Genomic DNA, 15,790 nt, shown 5'->3' on the forward strand with positions numbered 1-15,790 from the left:
CCGCCCCTGTTGGCGCTGGCTAGGCTGAATCCAGTTTCGCCTGGGTTCGGCGCTCTCGCTAACCAGAATCCTTACCTTCCTCCCGACGCTCCAGACAGGAAAACCATGGCACCGATTTACGACGACGTGACCCAACTGGTAGGCAACACACCGCTGGTACGCCTCAACCGCCTGACCGAAGGACTCGACGCGCAGGTTGCCGTGAAACTTGAGTTCTACAACCCGGCCAACAGCGTCAAGGATCGCATCGGTGTGGCCATCATCGATGCCGCCGAGCAGGCAGGCGCCCTGAAGCCGGGCGGGACGATCGTCGAGGGCACCTCCGGGAACACGGGCATTGCCCTGGCTATGGTCGGCGCGGCGCGCGGCTACAAGGTCATCCTCACGATGCCGGAAACCATGTCGACTGAACGTCGCGTCATGCTGCGGGCCTACGGCGCCGAGATTGTCCTGACTCCCGGATCCGAGGGCATGCGGGGAGCGGTTGACCGAGCCAAGGAGATTGTTGCCACCAACGAGAACTCCATCTGGGCCCGACAGTTCGCCAACGAGGCCAACCCCGCCATCCACCGCGCCACCACGGCCGAGGAAATCTGGAAAGACACTGACGGCGAGGTGGATATCTTCGTCTCGGGCATCGGCACAGGCGGCACCATCACCGGCGTCGGCCAGGTCCTCAAAGAACGCAAGCCCGGTGTGAAAATCATCGCCGTCGAACCGGCCGATTCCCCGATCCTCAACGGCGGCGCACCAGGACCGCACAAGATCCAGGGCCTGGGTGCAAACTTTGTTCCGGAAATCCTCGACACTTCCATCTACGACGAAGTGATTGACGCAAGCGTTGAGGACTCGGTTCGCGTTGCACGCGCCCTCGGTACCCAGGAGGGCATCCTCGGTGGGATCTCCTCCGGCGCCATCGTTTGGGGTGCCCTGGAACTGGCCAAGCGTCCGGAGAACGCCGGCAAGCTGATCGTCGCAGTGGTCTGTGACTTTGGTGAGCGTTACATTTCCACCGTGCTCTTCGACGACATTCGGGGCTAGCCAAACCTGCAACAGAAGGTGGTCTGTGAGCTTTTTAGCGAGACTGCGAGAAGACCTCGAGGCGGCCCGGGCACATGACCCGGCCGCCAGGGGTGATATTGAGAACGGCGTCGTTTACTCGGGGCTGCATGCCATCTGGGTGCACCGTCTGACCCACAGGATGTGGCAGGTTGCCGCACTCCGGTTTCCGGCGCGGGTTCTGTCCCAGGCTGCCCGCTTCCTGACGGGGATCGAAATCCATCCGGCTGCAACGATCGGTCGCCGATTCTTCATTGATCACGGCATGGGAGTGGTTATCGGCGGCACCGCAGAGATCGGTGATGACGTCATGATGTACCAGGGCGTGACGCTCGGCGGCCGCTCGCTTGAGAAGGTGAAGCGCCATCCGACTATCGGAGACCGCGTGACGATCGGCGCCGGAGCGAAGGTTCTCGGGCCCATCACCATCGGTGCGGGAAGTGCTGTGGGAGCGAACGCCGTCGTTGTCAAGGACACGCCACCCGACTCGATCGTGACCGGGATCCCTGCGACCTTCCGCCACCGGGACTCGGCCCGGGAGACCCTGCCTGCCGTTGATCCCGCAGAGTACATCGACCCGGCGCTCTATATCTGAACGTCTTAGACAAATGTGAATGCCCCGGCGAATCCGCCGGGGCATTCACATTTGTGCTGTGGCCTAGTGGGTATCGACCGCTTCGATCTCCGAGCGATCCTCCCCCCACAGAGTGTGGAAAGTCCCTTCAGCGTCGACCCGGTTGTACGTGTGGGCTCCGAAAAGGTCGCGCAGCCCCTGGGTGAGGGCAGCGGGCAGTCGTTTGCGGCGCAGTCCATCGTAGTAGGCCAGCGACGAGGAGAACACAGGAACGGGAATGCCGAGCTGCACGGCGGTCGCAACAACACGGCGCCATGCAGGCACCGCACCGGCAATCGATTCGGCGAACGCCGGCGCAAGGAGCAGGTTCGCCGGCTTCTCCTCGGCCGCGTAGGCCTTCATGATGTCATCCAGCAGTTCCGCGCGGATAATGCACCCGGCCCGCCACAGGGACGCGATCTCATCCAGCTTGAGCTCCCAGCCATACTCGCCCGCAGCAGCGGTGAGCATGTCGATACCCTGTGCATAGCTGACCAGCTTTGATGCATAGAGTGCTAGCCGCACATCCTCTACAAAGTCGTCAGGCAGGTCGACGCTGCTCTCATGACCCTGCAGGATCCCCTGCGCCAATTCCCGTTGCCCGCGCTGCGACGAGAGTCCCCGCGCGAAGACCGACTCGGCAATACCCGAAGTCGGGCTACCGAGTTCCAGCGCCGACACCACCGTCCACCGGCCGGTGCCCTTCTGGCCCGCGGAGTCAACAACGACGTCGACAAACGGCTTGCCGGTCCGCTCATCGGTGTGCGCGAGCACCTCGGCCGTGATCTCGATCAGGAACGATGACAGCGTTCCCGTGTTCCACTCCGTGAAGATCCTGGCCTGCTCGGCCGGTTCGATCCCGGCCGCCGTGCGAAGGACGTCGTACGCTTCACCGATAACCTGCATGTCGGCATACTCGATGCCGTTGTGCACCATCTTGACGAAGTGCCCTGCACCGTCCGTACCGACCCAGCGGCAGCAGGGCTCGCCGTTGTACTTCGCGGAGATCTTCTCAAGCATCGGGCCCAGCGAATCGTAGGACTCCCGCGATCCGCCCGGCATGATCGAAGGACCAAGAAGTGCACCCTCCTCACCACCGGAAACCCCCACGCCCACGAAATGCAGGTCCTTCTTAGCCAGCGCTGCTTCACGCCGGCGTGTGTCCTCATAGTGCGAGTTACCGGCGTCGATCACAATATCGCCGGGTTCCAGCAGCGGCTCAAGCTGATCGATGACGGAATCAACCGGTGCGCCGGCCTTGACCATGATCAGAACACGGCGGGGCTTCTCGAGGGAGTCGACGAGTTCCTGCAGGGTCTCGGTGCGCACGAAGTCACCCTCGCCTCCGTGCTTTTCCAGCAAAGCGTCTGTCTTCTCGACGGAACGGTTGTGCAGGGCGACGGTATAGCCGTTGCGGGCCAGGTTTCTGGCAAGGTTCGCTCCCATGACGGCCAGGCCGGTCACACCGATTTGTGCACTCATCAAGTCTCCATCTGCAGTTCGCCCCGTGGATAGGGGCGCGTGAACTTTATGACGCCCCTATGCGCCTTGGCAGGTTCCACCCTATTACCGGGCTCGCCGTCCATGCCAGACCGTGCCTGCCCAGGCAGGTAATCAGTCGACACAAAGCAAACCGCGAACGGTCCCGACGAATGTGCAACGTCCGTTATCAAATTGATATGTTCGAAAGAATCGAATCGAAGTGAGGAAGTTGTTGATGAACCGTCCGCCCCATGCCGACAATGGGTTCCGTCCGGACATTCAGGGCCTGCGAGCCGTGGCAGTCCTCGCTGTAGTGATCTATCACGCCGGTGTCTGGCTGGTGCCCGGAGGTTACTCCGGCGTCGACGTCTTCTTCGTCATCTCGGGGTTTCTGATCACGTCGCACCTGCTCTCAGTCCTCCGTGACCACGGCACTATCAGGTTCTCCGACTTCTACGCCCGAAGGATTCGCCGCATCTTGCCTGCGGCATTGACGGTCCTGGTGCTGACCGCGCTTGCCTCCGTCATGTTCGTACCGCGGGTAGAGACGCCGGGCACGCTCGAAGACGCCGCCGCAACCGCGCTTTACCTGCCGAACCTGCTCTTCGCAGTTCAGGGGACCGACTACCTCGCGGAAACCTCGCCTTCGCCGTTCCAGCATTACTGGTCACTCGGCATTGAGGAACAGTTCTACCTACTGTGGCCTGCGGTGTTGCTGGGTGCGTACCTCCTGGTCCGCCGGTCGAACAGACGGCTTGCTGCTGTTATCGCTGCGCTTGTTGCCACGTCCTTCGCCAGTGGGCTTATCCTGCTCGAGGTATCCCCGCCATGGGCCTTTTTCTCCCTGCCCAGCAGGGCGTGGGAACTCGGCGTCGGTGCCCTGGCAGCGCTGGTACTGCGCCATGCCGCGGGACGCCTCCCCACCGCCGTCGGGCGCGTACTGATGTGGAGCGGGCTTGCGGGGATGCTGGCGGGATTTGTGCTGCTGACCTCGTCCACCCCTTTTCCCGGCATAGCCGCCCTCCTGCCGACTCTCTCAACCGCTGCCGTGATCCTCGGCGGGTCCGCTGGGGCGCACCCGGGGCTGCTCACCAACCGTCCCATGCAAGCGATGGGCAAGTGGTCTTATTCGCTTTACCTGGTGCACTGGCCGTTGCTCACCATTCCGCAGTTGGCTGTTGGCGTCGAGCACCCACTGCCACTGGCTGGAACTCTTGCGCTCGGCGCCTTGAGTATCCCGCTGGCGGTCCTGCTGCACCACTACGTTGAGGAGCCCTTCCGACGCCGCAGCAGGCCGACCAGGGGACACACCGGCCGCACTTTGCCTGCACTCGCGATGGCGACTGCCGGAGCCCTCGTGATTGCCGGCTCTGCGTACGGCGCGGGCCTCTACATCGACCGGACTCCGGCCACGGCCGCACAACCGGCGGAACGGAAAGCCGGGCTCCCCTACCCGGAAGGCACGCCCTTCGTACCCTCAAACGTGACGCCGGTGCTCGAGCGGGCCGCGACCAGCGCTCCGCCGACCAACGGCGACGGATGCCATGCTCCGGTGAAGCAGACCGAACCGCAAACCCACTGCATCTACGGCGATCCTGACGCCACGCAGGATGTCGTGTTGTTCGGCGACTCCCACGCTGAACAGTGGTTCGCAGGGGTGGACCGCCTGGCACGGGAGAATTCGCTGCGGTTGCGCACGCTCACCAAGGCATCCTGTCCTGCGGTGTCCATCTCGATCGAGCGGCAGGGCTCGCCATACACAGAATGCGACCAGTGGCGGGAGCACACGCTTCAGACCATCCGCGACCTCAAACCCCGACTGGTGGTGCTGGGCAACTATGGGCGGGTAACACCGGTGAGCGATTCGGCGGATCTCCGCGAACAGTGGGAAGAGGGCCTTCGAGCAACCATCAACGCGCTACCGGAGGAGACAGAGGTGGTTGTCATGGCGGACACACCTTTTCACAACTCCGCTCCGGCGTCCTGTCTGTCCAGGAACATCGATGACGCGGCGGCGTGCGACGCGGAACCCGAGGAGGCGCTGAACGCCCCGCGCGCCGCCGTCGAGCGCAAGGTAGCCGAAGAAACGGGTGCGCGCTTCCTCGACATGAACAAGTACCTTTGCGGCGAGCAATGCCCTGCCATCATCGGTGACATCCTTGCCTACCGTGACGCGCATCATCTCTCGGAACCAATGGGCGAAGCGCTGGCGCCGCGGGTTGCCGCTGAACTCGACAAAGAACTTTAGTAAGCAAGAACCCCGCCAGTCCGGCTTTCATGCGCGGATTGGCGGGGTTCTTCGTGGTGGGTCCTACCGGGATCGAACCGATGACATCCACGGTGTAAACGTGGCGCTCTACCAGCTGAGCTAAAGACCCTTGGTGACTTCCGGGGCTGTAACGGCCCCTCATCACGAGGAATTACTCTACCGGAACCCAGCGGCGCAACGCCAATCAGCCCGCGGAGCCGTCAGTCAATGACGGGAGCGCCCGTGCGAGGTATGTCAGGGCTTCCGACACACCCACTTCGAGCTTCAGCGAAGCCAGGTCATCTCCGCGGGTTGTCCCGCGGTTGATGATCACCACGGGCTTACCGTCCTTCTTCGCTTGTCGGACGAAGCGCAAACCGCTCATCACAGCCAGTGACGATCCGGCCACAAGGAGGGCGCCGGCGTCGTTCACCAGCCCATACGAACGCTCCACGCGGTCCTTCGGCACGTTCTCCCCGAAATAGACAAAGTCGGGCTTGAGCATGCCACCGCACACCGGACACGGCGCGACGACGAACCCCGCCGTGTCGTCGACGTCGGCGTCGGCATCTGGCGCGACGTCTCCCGCGTCCCCAGCCAGATCGAGGTACCCCGGATTGAGTGCCTCCAGCAGTGAGGCAATCTCCCGGCGCGTGAACCGGCTGCGGCAATCCAGGCAGATAACCCTGTCGTAGGTCCCATGCAAGTCCACCACGATAGTGGTGCCGGCTACCGAGTGCAGCCGGTCAACGTTCTGGGTGATGAGGCCGGTGAGCAGACCACGCTGCTCCATCAGTGCGATTGCCCTGTGCCCGGCATTGGGGTCCGCACGCCGGAGGTGATGCCAGCCCACATGGTTGCGGGCCCAGTACCGGCGTCGGAGAACATCATCGCCCACGAACTGCTGGTAGGTCATCGGGCTTCGTGGCACGGAGTTCGGTCCCCGGTAGTCCGGAATACCTGAATCCGTGCTCAGGCCCGCACCCGTCAGGACCGCCAGACGACGTCCTTCAAGGAGCGTTATGGCACCCGTAAGGAGCTCGAGTTCACGGTGTGTGAGTGAGCCCTGTTCCGCTGCCTCACCCCTCGCAAAACCGGTCGTCCCGAAGCCGGGCAGTGAAGAAGCGTGCGGGACAGCCGATGACTCGTTCATGGACGGATGATCGTCGGGACCGAAAGGCTGTGGAGGGCACTCAGATAACTATCGAAAGGACGCACGTCACCGAGCGCGGCATCGATCCGCTCGATGACGACCCCGTCGGGATCAAGGAAAAAGGTGGCGCGCCTCGCATAACCCCTAGTGTGGTCGAGCACACCGTAGGTATCGGCTACGGCTCCGTGCGGCCAAAAATCCGCGAGCAGATCGAAGTCATAGCCACGTTCTTCTGCGTAGGCACGCAATGTGTATTTTGAGTCGACAGAGATGGCCAGTAGCCGGACGTTTCTGCCGCGGAACTCCTCTGACTGCGCCTGCAACTCGTCGAGTTCGCCGGTACAGACCCGCGAAAAAGCGAACGGGTAGAACACCAGCGCGGCTGCAGTTCCGCGGAGCGAGGCAAGGCTGACCGGCTCCCCGTGCTGATTGGGAAGCTCGAAGGCGGGAGCCCGCCCGCCGACTGCAGGTAGCTGGTCCACCTACTGTTTGCGGCGGCTGACCAGCCGCGTGGCGGCCCAATCGCGGGAAACACCGGCCGACGAAGTAGCGTGCAGGCCCGCCGTGGGCGCTGCCTCCTGGACTTCAGACGGGGCAACATAGCCGTCGCGTCCCGATTTCGGCGTCAACAGCCACACAACCCCGCCGTCGTCGAGGCAGGTCAACGAGTCGACCAGCGCGTCAACGAGGTCGCCGTCGTCGGTTCGCCACCAGAGCACGACGCCGTCAACAACGTCCTGGTCTTCTTCGGTAAGCAGCTCGGAGCCGATTTCATCCTCCAGATCAGCCCGGAAGTCGAAATCGACGTCTTCGTCATACCCAAGTTCCTGAACAAGGTCGCCATCCTTGAAACCCAGTTTGTCCGCCACGCTACCTGCGGTGGCGGCTTCGGCCTCGCTCACTTTTTTCCTCCCGAAAGACTGTGTTTCGCTCGATGGTGCCTATGACTCGACCTCCACCGTACGTTGATATGCATTATTACCAGCCAACACCCTTAAGCGCTACGCTTCAACCCGCGCTCCGCGCCGACAGGCATGACGACGGCGTCCCGGCCCTCGATTACGCGGCACCAGTAGCGCAATGTCGACGACAACCCGGTCTGCCGGTGTCGTAACCTAACCGCTTGACCGCCCGACCAGCTACGCATGACGCGAGCCACGGGGCTAGAGTGACACAGTGAATCCGTAGATCGGGCAATCGCCGGCGGGGTTCGATGCGCTTCGACGAGCAAATGCCCGAAGCGCAAAGTCGTAGACGTCGCAGACATAATCTGCGGATTGAAAGAGGTTTTGGGATGGCTGCTGATCAGGGGATTGTGGGTTCGGGTTCTGTGGATTCGGATCCGGAGGAGACGGCTGAGTGGGTTGAGTCGTTTGATCAGTTGGTTGATGTGCGGGGGTCGGAGCGGGCTCGTGAGGTGTTGGGCCGGTTGTTGGCTCGTGCTGGTGGCCGGTCGGTGGGGTTGCCGCCGGTGGTGACCACGGATTATGTGAACACGATCCCGGTCGATGAGGAGCCGGAGTTCCCGGGGGATGAGGAGATTGAGCGGAAGTACCGGGCGTGGATGCGGTGGAACGCGGCGGTGATGGTGCATCGGGCGCAGCGTCCGGAGATTGGTGTGGGCGGTCATATTTCCACGTACGCGGGGGCGGCGACCCTGTATGAGGTGGGGTTCAATCATTTCTTCAAGGGGAAGGATCACCCCAGTGGTGGGGATCAGATTTTCTTCCAGGGCCACGCGTCCCCGGGGATGTATGCGCGGGCGTACCTGGAAGGGCGGCTGACCGAGGAGGATCTGGACGGGTTCCGGCAGGAGAAGTCCAAAGAGGGTCACGCGTTGTCTTCGTATCCGCACCCGAGGTTGATGCCGGAGTTTTGGGAGTTCCCTACGGTGTCGATGGGGATCGGGCCGATGAACGCGATCTATCAGGCCCAGTCCAACCGGTACCTGCAGAACCGGGGGATCAAGGACACCAGTGGGCAGCAGGTGTGGGCGTTCCTCGGGGACGGGGAGATGGATGAGCCTGAGTCGCGGGGGTTGTTGCAGTTGGCGGCGAATGAGGGCCTGGATAACCTGAATTTCGTGATCAACTGCAACCTGCAACGCCTGGATGGGCCGGTGCGGGGTAATGGGAAGATCATGCAGGAGTTGGAGGCGTTCTTCCGTGGGGCCGGGTGGAACGTGATCAAGGTGGTCTGGGGCCGGGAATGGGATGAGCTGCTTGAGGCTGATACCAGTGGGGATCTGGTGAAGATCATGAATGAAACCCTGGACGGGGACTATCAGACCTATAAGGCTGAGTCCGGTGGGTTCGTCCGGGATCACTTCTTCGGGAAGAGCCCTGCGACCAAGGACCTCGTCGCTGATATGAGCGATGCCCAGGTGTGGGGTCTCAAGCGCGGTGGACATGATTACCGGAAGGTTTACGCCGCCTATAAGGCTGCCACCGAGTTCACCGGCAAACCCACCGTGATCCTGGCCAAAACGGTCAAGGGCTACGGACTCGGCGCGCACTTCGAAGGCCGCAACGCCACCCACCAAATGAAAAAACTCACCCTCGGCGACCTCAAAGACTTCCGCGACCACCTCCGCATCCCGATCAGCGACGAGCAGATCGAGGGAGACCCTTACAACCCGCCGTACTATCACCCAGGTCCGGACGCTCCGGAGATCAAGTACCTGCATGAGCGCCGTAAGACACTCGGCGGCTACCTCCCGGAGCGCCGCAGCAAGCACGCCGAAGTTGTGCTGCCCGGCGACAAAGCCTACGAAGTCGCCAAACGAGGTTCCGGCAAGCAGCAGGCCGCAACCACCATGGCGTTCGTTCGTCTGCTCAAGGACCTGATGCGCGACAAGGAGTTCGGAAAGCGCATTGTGCCGATCATCCCGGATGAGGCGCGTACCTTTGGCATGGACTCGTTCTTCCCGACGGCGAAGATCTACAACCCCAAGGGCCAGAACTACCTCTCGGTGGACCGCGACCTGGTGCTCGCCTACAAGGAATCGATAGAGGGTCAGATCCTCCATGCCGGTATCAACGAGGCCGGTTCTGTGGCGGCTTTCACGGCTGCAGGCACGGCATACGCCACCCAGGGTGAACCGCTGATCCCGATCTACGTCTTCTACTCCATGTTCGGGTTCCAGCGCACCGGGGACTCCTACTGGGCGGCGGGGGACCAGATGACCCGCGGGTTCATCATCGGTGCAACCGCCGGCCGCACCACCCTCACCGGCGAAGGCCTCCAACACGCCGACGGCCACTCACCGCTGCTTGCCTCGACCAACCCTGCCGTGGTCACCTACGACCCCGCGTACGGTTATGAGATAGGGCACATCATGCGGGACGGGTTGGAACGCATGTACGGTGACGGCAATGCGGTGTCCGGGACCGATCCGAATGTCATGTATTACCTCACGGTTTACAACGAGCCGATCCTCCAGCCCGTTGAACCGGAAAACCTCGACGTGGACGGCCTGCTCAGGGGTATCTACAAGCTCAAGGACGGCCATGCTGCCGACAACGCGCCGAAGTCGCAGATCCTCGCTTCCGGTGTGGCAGTGCCATGGGCTCTCGACGCGCAGCAGATCCTTGCTGACGAGTGGGGTGTTTCCGCGGATGTGTGGTCGGTAACGTCCTGGACCGAACTCCGCCGTGACGCCCTCGCCGCAGAGGAAGACGCCTTCCTCAACCCCGGCTCAGAGCCACGCGTGCCCTTCGTCGCACAGCAACTCGGCGAAGCACCCGGACCAATCGTCGCCGTCACTGACTACATGAAAGCCGTCCCCGACCAGATCAGGCAGTTCCTCCCCCAGGACTTCGCCACCCTCGGCGCCGACGGCTTCGGCTTCTCCGACACCCGCGCCGCAGCACGACGCTACTTCAAAATCGACTCACACTCCGTCGTCGTACGCACCCTCGAACTCCTCGCCAAACAAGACAAAGTCGACCCCGATGCACCACGCCAAGCAATCGAAAAGTACTCACTGCTCGATGTGAATGCGGGCACTACCGGGAACGCGGGCGGCGACTCCTAGCACCGGTTTCCTTCCTGCCGCATGGTGGCCTACCTCGAGGGCGACCATGCGGCAGCGGGCTTTAATACAAGACCCTCAGAACGTGCTTCTTTGTAGCCTTCGTACAAAATAGGGGCCTCGTGCTTCTGGTGAGTATGCTCGGTGCATGGCTTCGTCCTCTGGCCCGCGCGGTACCTCCCTGCCCGCACCTGACTCCGCAACAGTGGACCGGTTGCGGACGCAGATCGGTGCGCTCTCAACCGAAACACTGAAGCAGTTGGACTCAACGCTCCCGTGGTACCGCAACCTCCGTCCGGACGAGCGTTCGGCGCTCGGGTTGGTGGCCCAGAAGGGCATCGCCTCATTCGTCAACTGGTATCAGAAGCCGGTATCACCTGCGTGGGTTCTCAGCGACGTATTCGGAACAGCGCCCACTGAGCTGACGCGCTCCATCAGCCTTCAGAAGGCCCTTCAACTGATACGCGTGGTGGTGCAGGTGGTCGAGGACCAGGTCCCTGACCTCGCCTCAGACGCAGACCAGGGGCCGCTGCGCGAAGCGGTGCTCAGATATTCCCGGGAGGTGGCCTTTGCCGCGGCTGACGTGTACGCACGGGCGGCGGAAACCCGTGGATCCTGGGATACCCGGCTCGAAGCGCTGGTGGTGGATGCCATCCTCCGGGGTGAGAGCTCAGACGCCCTGCGGTCCCGCATCGCGGCGGTCGGTTGGAAGTCGCAGGCACGGATTACCGTCATGGTGGGCAGCTCTCCCGCAGAACCGAATGCCATGTTCCTCAACGAATTGCGCCGCACCACCGGACGCCTTGCAGAGGACACGCTGGTGGGAATCCAGGGCGACCGTCTCATCCTGGTGCTCGGCGGAGTCCAGGACAGGGACAATTCCTACCGCAAACTCAGCGAACTCTTCGGGCCGGGTCCGGTGGTGTATGGGCCGGAGTCGGCCTCACTCGTGGCCGCGAGCAGCTCCGCCCAGGCGGCGTTTGCCGGCCTGACCGCCGCACGCGCCTGGCCTTCCGCCCCGCGCCCCGTGGCAGCGGACGACCTGTGGCCGGAACGCGTAATCTCCGGCGACGACACTGCGCGGAAGGCCCTGCTTCGCAACATCTACCGGCCGCTCGTGAACGCGCAGAATGGCCTGGAAGAGACGCTCTCCGCATATCTCTCGCTTGGTCATTCGCTGGAAGCGACATCGCGAGAATTGTTTGTTCACGCCAACACGGTCCGCTACCGTCTTCGGAGGGTTTGTGACATCACCGGATGGGATCCGCTCCTGCCCCGTGAGGCGTTTGTTCTGCAGACGGCGCTGGTAATCGGACGTCTCGCTCCCCCGCTCAAAGGCGTTGCCGACCGCGCGGGCGTGAGGCTGGACCGCACCGGTTCGTTGTAGACTTCCTACAAAGTGCCTCCGGGAGCTTCGTGCACCGGAACACCCTGCAACAGACATCCTCTTTGGAAAGCTTGATACGTGCTTGCAATTCTCTGCCCAGGACAGGGCTCCCAATCTCCCGGGTTCCTTACCCCCTGGCTCGATCTGCCCGGTGTGCGCGAGCACCTGGAAGCGCTCAGTGACGCTGCGGGACTTGATTTGATCCGGCATGGAACTGTCTCTGACGAGGACACAATCCGGGATACCGCGGTTGCTCAGCCCCTCATCGTTGCCGCCGGCCTGGTCGCATCGAGGGTGCTACTCGGTGACGCCGCGCTCACCGCTTCCACCGTTATTGCCGGCCACTCCGTGGGTGAGCTGACTGCCTCTGCGATCGCCGGAGCACTTACCGAGCAGGACGCCGTCGCGCTGGTAAGGACCCGTGCGCAGGCCATGGCGGCCGCTGCCTCCGTGAAACCCACGGGCATGAGCGCAGTACTGGGCGGGGACCACGACGACGTCGTTGCCACCCTTGAGCGCCACGGTCTCACTCCGGCGAACGCAAACGGAGGTGGTCAGATTGTCGCTGCCGGCACGCTGGACCAGCTCACGGCGCTCGCTGCCGACCCGCCGTCGAAATCCCGGGTTATCCCGCTGAAGGTGGCCGGTGCCTTCCACACGCACCACATGGCTACCGCAGTGGAGGCGCTCGAAGCGCTTCGCCCCTCGTTGTCTCCGGCAACTCCGCTGGCTACATTGCTTTCCAATTACGACGGCGAACCAGTCGCGTCCGGCGAGACCAACCTGGACAGCCTGATTGCGCAGGTTTCGCGTCCGGTCCGCTGGGACCTCTGCATGGCGCGTCTGCAGGCGATGGGTGTGTCCGGGGTACTCGAGCTTCCCCCCGCCGGGACGTTGACCGGGTTGGCGAAGCGGGGTATGCGCGGAACTGCCGGCCTCGCGTTGAAGAGCCCCAAAGATCTTGACGCTGCACGTACTTTCCTTGCAGAGCACTCCCGCACAGCGGGTCCAGTTGCTGCCCCGATCGCAGAAGGAATCGAGTGACCACTCCCACCCTCAAGCAGGCTGCCCTGCGCGAACACACCCGTATTCACGGACTTGGAATTTTTCGTCCGGATGTCATCGTCACAAATGACGACATCTGTCAGTGGATCGATTCCTCGGATGAGTGGATCCGGCAGCGCACCGGCATTGTTACCCGCCACCGTGCGGATAAGGACACTTCCGTTATCGACATGGCCGAAGCGGCCGGCCGTGCCGCTATGGCCGACGCCGGAATTGAGGCATCGCAGCTCGGTGCGGTCCTTGTCTCGACGGTGACGCACCCTTACGCCACGCCGTCTGCCGCCGCACAACTCGCGGACCGGCTGGGCGCTACCCCGGCCCCGGCCTACGACATCTCGGCCGCCTGTGCAGGCTACTGCTACGGCATTGCACAGGCCGACGCCCTGGTGCATGCAGGAACCGCTGAGTACGTCCTTGTGGTCGGCGTCGAGAAGCTCTCGGACTTCATTGACAACTCTGAGCGCACCATATCGTTCCTGCTCGGTGACGGGGCAGGGGCCGTCGTCGTCGGCCCTTCCGACTCAGCGGGGATTGGACCTTCCGTCTGGGGTTCGGATGGAAGCAAGCACGAGTCCATTCGGATGACGCACTCGTTGCTGGACATCAGGGATCTCTCGCTGACGGCCCGCGCGGACGGCGGGCTGACGGCAGACGCCGCAGCAGAAACTGAAACAGCACTTTGGCCGACCATGCGCCAGGACGGTCCCACTGTGTTCCGCTGGGCCGTCTGGGAGATGGCGAAGGTCGCTCAGCAGGCGCTCGATGCAGCAGGTGTCCGTGCCGAGGATCTGGTTGCCTTCCTGCCCCACCAGGCGAACATCCGCATCATCGACGAAATGGTCAAGCAGCTCGGCATGCCGGACCACGTCGCTGTTGCTCGGGACATCGTCGACGCCGGAAACACATCTGCAGCCTCTATCCCACTCGCCATGCACCGCCTGCTCTCCGAAAACCCGTCTCTGAGCGGTGGACTTGCGTTGCAGATCGGCTTTGGAGCCGGTCTTGTGTTCGGCGCGCAGGTAGTTGTCCTCCCGTAATTTCCCCAATGGGGCCGCAACCTGCGGTCCGATCAAACCCATCCGGTCACAGACCGGAACCACAAGAAAAGGAGCCACCATGGCTAGCAACGAAGAAATCCTCGCCGGACTTGCCGAGATCGTCAACGAAGAAACCGGCCTCGCACCGGAGTCCGTCGAGATGGACAAGTCCTTCACCGACGACCTGGACATCGACTCCATCTCCATGATGACCATCGTGGTCAACGCTGAGGAAAAGTTCGGTGTACGCATCCCGGATGAGGAAGTCAAGAACCTCAAGACCGTGGGAGACGCCGTCGGCTTCATCGCCAACGCACAGTCCTGATCCGGGAGCGGCGATGCGCGCAATCTGCCATCGCCGCCCCACCCGATCACCGTTCCACGGAAACAACCACGCATCAGAGAGTGAACCATGGCACGCAAAGTAGTCATCACCGGCCTGGGCGCCACCACACCCATCGGCGGCGACGTTCCCACCATGTGGGAAAACGCCCTGAAGGGTGTCTCAGGGGCACGAACAATCGAAGCCGACTGGGTAGCGGAGTACGAGCTGCCCGTCACCTTCGCTGCACAGGTGTCGACGCCGGCGAGTGAGGTCCTGAGCCGCGTTGAAGCCAAGCGCATGGATCCTTCCACCCAGTTCGCGGTCATCGCGGCACGGGAGGCGTGGCGCGACTCCGGGCTGGAGGAGGTCGACCATGACCGGTTCGCGGTGGCGTTTGCCACCGGAATCGGCGGTGTGTGGACTTTACTCGATGCCTGGGACACTCTTCGCGCGAAAGGTCCTCGCCGGGTCCTTCCGATGACGGTGCCTATGCTGATGCCCAACGGCCCGGCAGCGGCAGTGAGCCTCGACCTTGGCGCACGCGCCGGCGCCCATACTCCCGTTTCAGCGTGTGCTTCCGGAACCGAAGCCCTTCATCAGGGGCTTGAACTTATCCGCTCCGGGAAGGCCGACGTTGTCATGTGCGGCGGCGCCGAAGCAGCCATTCACCCGATGCCGATCGCGGCTTTTGCTTCCATGCAGGCGTTGTCGCGTCGCAATGATGATCCGGAACATGCGTCGCGACCGTACGACATCGACCGGGACGGCTTCGTCATGGGCGAGGGCGCCGGTGCGCTCCTCCTCGAGGCAGAGGAACACGCTCTCGCCCGCGGAGCACGAATCTACGGCGAGCTGGCCGGAACTTCGGTAACCGCGGATGCCTATCACATCACGGCTCCCGACCCCGAGGGGCTCGGGGCTACCCGAGCTTTGAAGGCGGCCATGTTCGATGCACGCGTTCAGGCTTCGGATGTTGTCCACGTGAATGCGCATGCGACATCGACGCCCGTTGGAGATCAACCCGAGTACGTTGCGCTGAAGACCGCCCTGGGAAGCCATGTGGAATCCGTCGCGGTGTCCGCGACCAAGTCGCAGACAGGACACCTCCTTGGTGCTTCTGGCGCTGTGGAGGCCGTTATGACGGTTCTCGCGGTTCACGAGCGGAGGACTCCGGTCACCATCAACCTCGAAAACCAGGACCCGGGGATACCACTGGACGTGGTTACCTCCGCCCGGGACCTGCCCGGCGGTGACATTGTGGCGCTCAGCAACTCGTTCGGGTTCGGAGGGCATAACGCCGTGATCGTGGTCAAGAACGTCTGATCGTCCCGGGGCAGCTTCTGCCCTAACATACTGGAGGCCCGGATACGCGCGTATCCGGGCCTCCT

General features: G+C 63.0%; 13 protein-coding genes and 1 tRNA gene. 9 read left to right on the forward strand and 5 right to left on the reverse strand.

Annotation, left to right across the window (positions count from 1 at the left end; genetic code table 11):
• Positions 1-105: 105 nt before the first annotated feature.
• On the forward strand, positions 106-1,041 hold the full coding sequence (gene cysK, locus ACX80C_RS02460; protein ID WP_459324647.1) for a cysteine synthase A: 936 nt from the start codon (positions 106-108) through the stop codon (positions 1,039-1,041).
• 25 nt (positions 1,042-1,066) lie between these two features.
• Positions 1,067-1,654, forward strand: a complete 588-nt coding sequence (gene epsC / locus ACX80C_RS02465) for a serine O-acetyltransferase EpsC (RefSeq protein WP_459324648.1) — start codon at positions 1,067-1,069, stop codon at positions 1,652-1,654.
• A gap of 63 nt (positions 1,655-1,717) precedes the next feature.
• Here epsC and gndA read toward each other — a convergent pair whose 3' ends face one another.
• Positions 1,718-3,154 (reverse strand): NADP-dependent phosphogluconate dehydrogenase, encoded by a 1,437-nt coding sequence (gndA, locus tag ACX80C_RS02470; protein WP_459324649.1) that lies wholly within the window; start codon positions 3,152-3,154, stop codon positions 1,718-1,720.
• Between the two features lie 235 nt (positions 3,155-3,389).
• Here gndA and ACX80C_RS02475 point away from each other — a divergent pair, with 235 nt between their 5' ends.
• Positions 3,390-5,402: an acyltransferase family protein gene (locus tag ACX80C_RS02475; RefSeq protein WP_459324650.1), complete on the forward strand. Its 2,013-nt coding sequence runs from the start codon at positions 3,390-3,392 to the stop codon at positions 5,400-5,402.
• Positions 5,403-5,456: 54 nt separating this feature from the next.
• Here ACX80C_RS02475 and ACX80C_RS02480 read toward each other — a convergent pair.
• From ACX80C_RS02480 to ACX80C_RS02495, 4 genes are all read right to left on the reverse strand, one after another.
• Positions 5,457-5,532: transfer RNA gene (locus tag ACX80C_RS02480), tRNA-Val, on the reverse strand.
• A gap of 75 nt (positions 5,533-5,607) precedes the next feature.
• Positions 5,608-6,555 (reverse strand): NAD-dependent protein deacetylase, encoded by a 948-nt coding sequence (locus ACX80C_RS02485; RefSeq protein WP_459324651.1) that lies wholly within the window; start codon positions 6,553-6,555, stop codon positions 5,608-5,610.
• Positions 6,552-7,037 (reverse strand): redoxin domain-containing protein, encoded by a 486-nt coding sequence (locus tag ACX80C_RS02490; RefSeq protein ID WP_459324652.1) that lies wholly within the window; start codon positions 7,035-7,037, stop codon positions 6,552-6,554. Before ACX80C_RS02490 ends, ACX80C_RS02485 begins: the two co-directional genes overlap by 4 nt.
• Positions 7,038-7,457, reverse strand: a complete 420-nt coding sequence (locus tag ACX80C_RS02495) for a DUF3052 domain-containing protein (protein ID WP_459324653.1) — start codon at positions 7,455-7,457, stop codon at positions 7,038-7,040. It abuts the gene before it with no gap.
• Between the two features lie 392 nt (positions 7,458-7,849).
• Between ACX80C_RS02495 and aceE the strand changes: the two genes are divergently transcribed.
• The 6 genes from aceE to fabF all read left to right on the forward strand — a co-directional run bounded on the left by aceE (position 7,850) and on the right by fabF (position 15,725).
• Positions 7,850-10,591, forward strand: coding sequence for a pyruvate dehydrogenase (acetyl-transferring), homodimeric type (gene aceE, locus ACX80C_RS02500; RefSeq protein WP_459324654.1), 2,742 nt, complete (start codon positions 7,850-7,852; stop codon positions 10,589-10,591).
• A gap of 145 nt (positions 10,592-10,736) precedes the next feature.
• Positions 10,737-11,975, forward strand: coding sequence for a PucR family transcriptional regulator (locus ACX80C_RS02505; RefSeq protein WP_459324655.1), 1,239 nt, complete (start codon positions 10,737-10,739; stop codon positions 11,973-11,975).
• Between the two features lie 78 nt (positions 11,976-12,053).
• Positions 12,054-13,019, forward strand: a complete 966-nt coding sequence (locus tag ACX80C_RS02510; RefSeq protein WP_459324656.1) for an ACP S-malonyltransferase — start codon at positions 12,054-12,056, stop codon at positions 13,017-13,019.
• Positions 13,016-14,077: a beta-ketoacyl-ACP synthase III gene (locus ACX80C_RS02515; protein WP_459324657.1), complete on the forward strand. Its 1,062-nt coding sequence runs from the start codon at positions 13,016-13,018 to the stop codon at positions 14,075-14,077. The genes ACX80C_RS02510 and ACX80C_RS02515 overlap by 4 nt, the downstream gene beginning before the upstream one ends.
• 79 nt (positions 14,078-14,156) lie before the next feature.
• On the forward strand, positions 14,157-14,402 hold the full coding sequence (locus tag ACX80C_RS02520; protein ID WP_167993200.1) for an acyl carrier protein: 246 nt from the start codon (positions 14,157-14,159) through the stop codon (positions 14,400-14,402).
• A gap of 87 nt (positions 14,403-14,489) precedes the next feature.
• Positions 14,490-15,725, forward strand: a complete 1,236-nt coding sequence (fabF, locus tag ACX80C_RS02525) for a beta-ketoacyl-ACP synthase II (protein WP_459324658.1) — start codon at positions 14,490-14,492, stop codon at positions 15,723-15,725.
• The last annotated feature ends 65 nt before the right edge of the window (positions 15,726-15,790 follow it).

It is taken from the genome of Arthrobacter tecti (assembly GCF_054511355.1).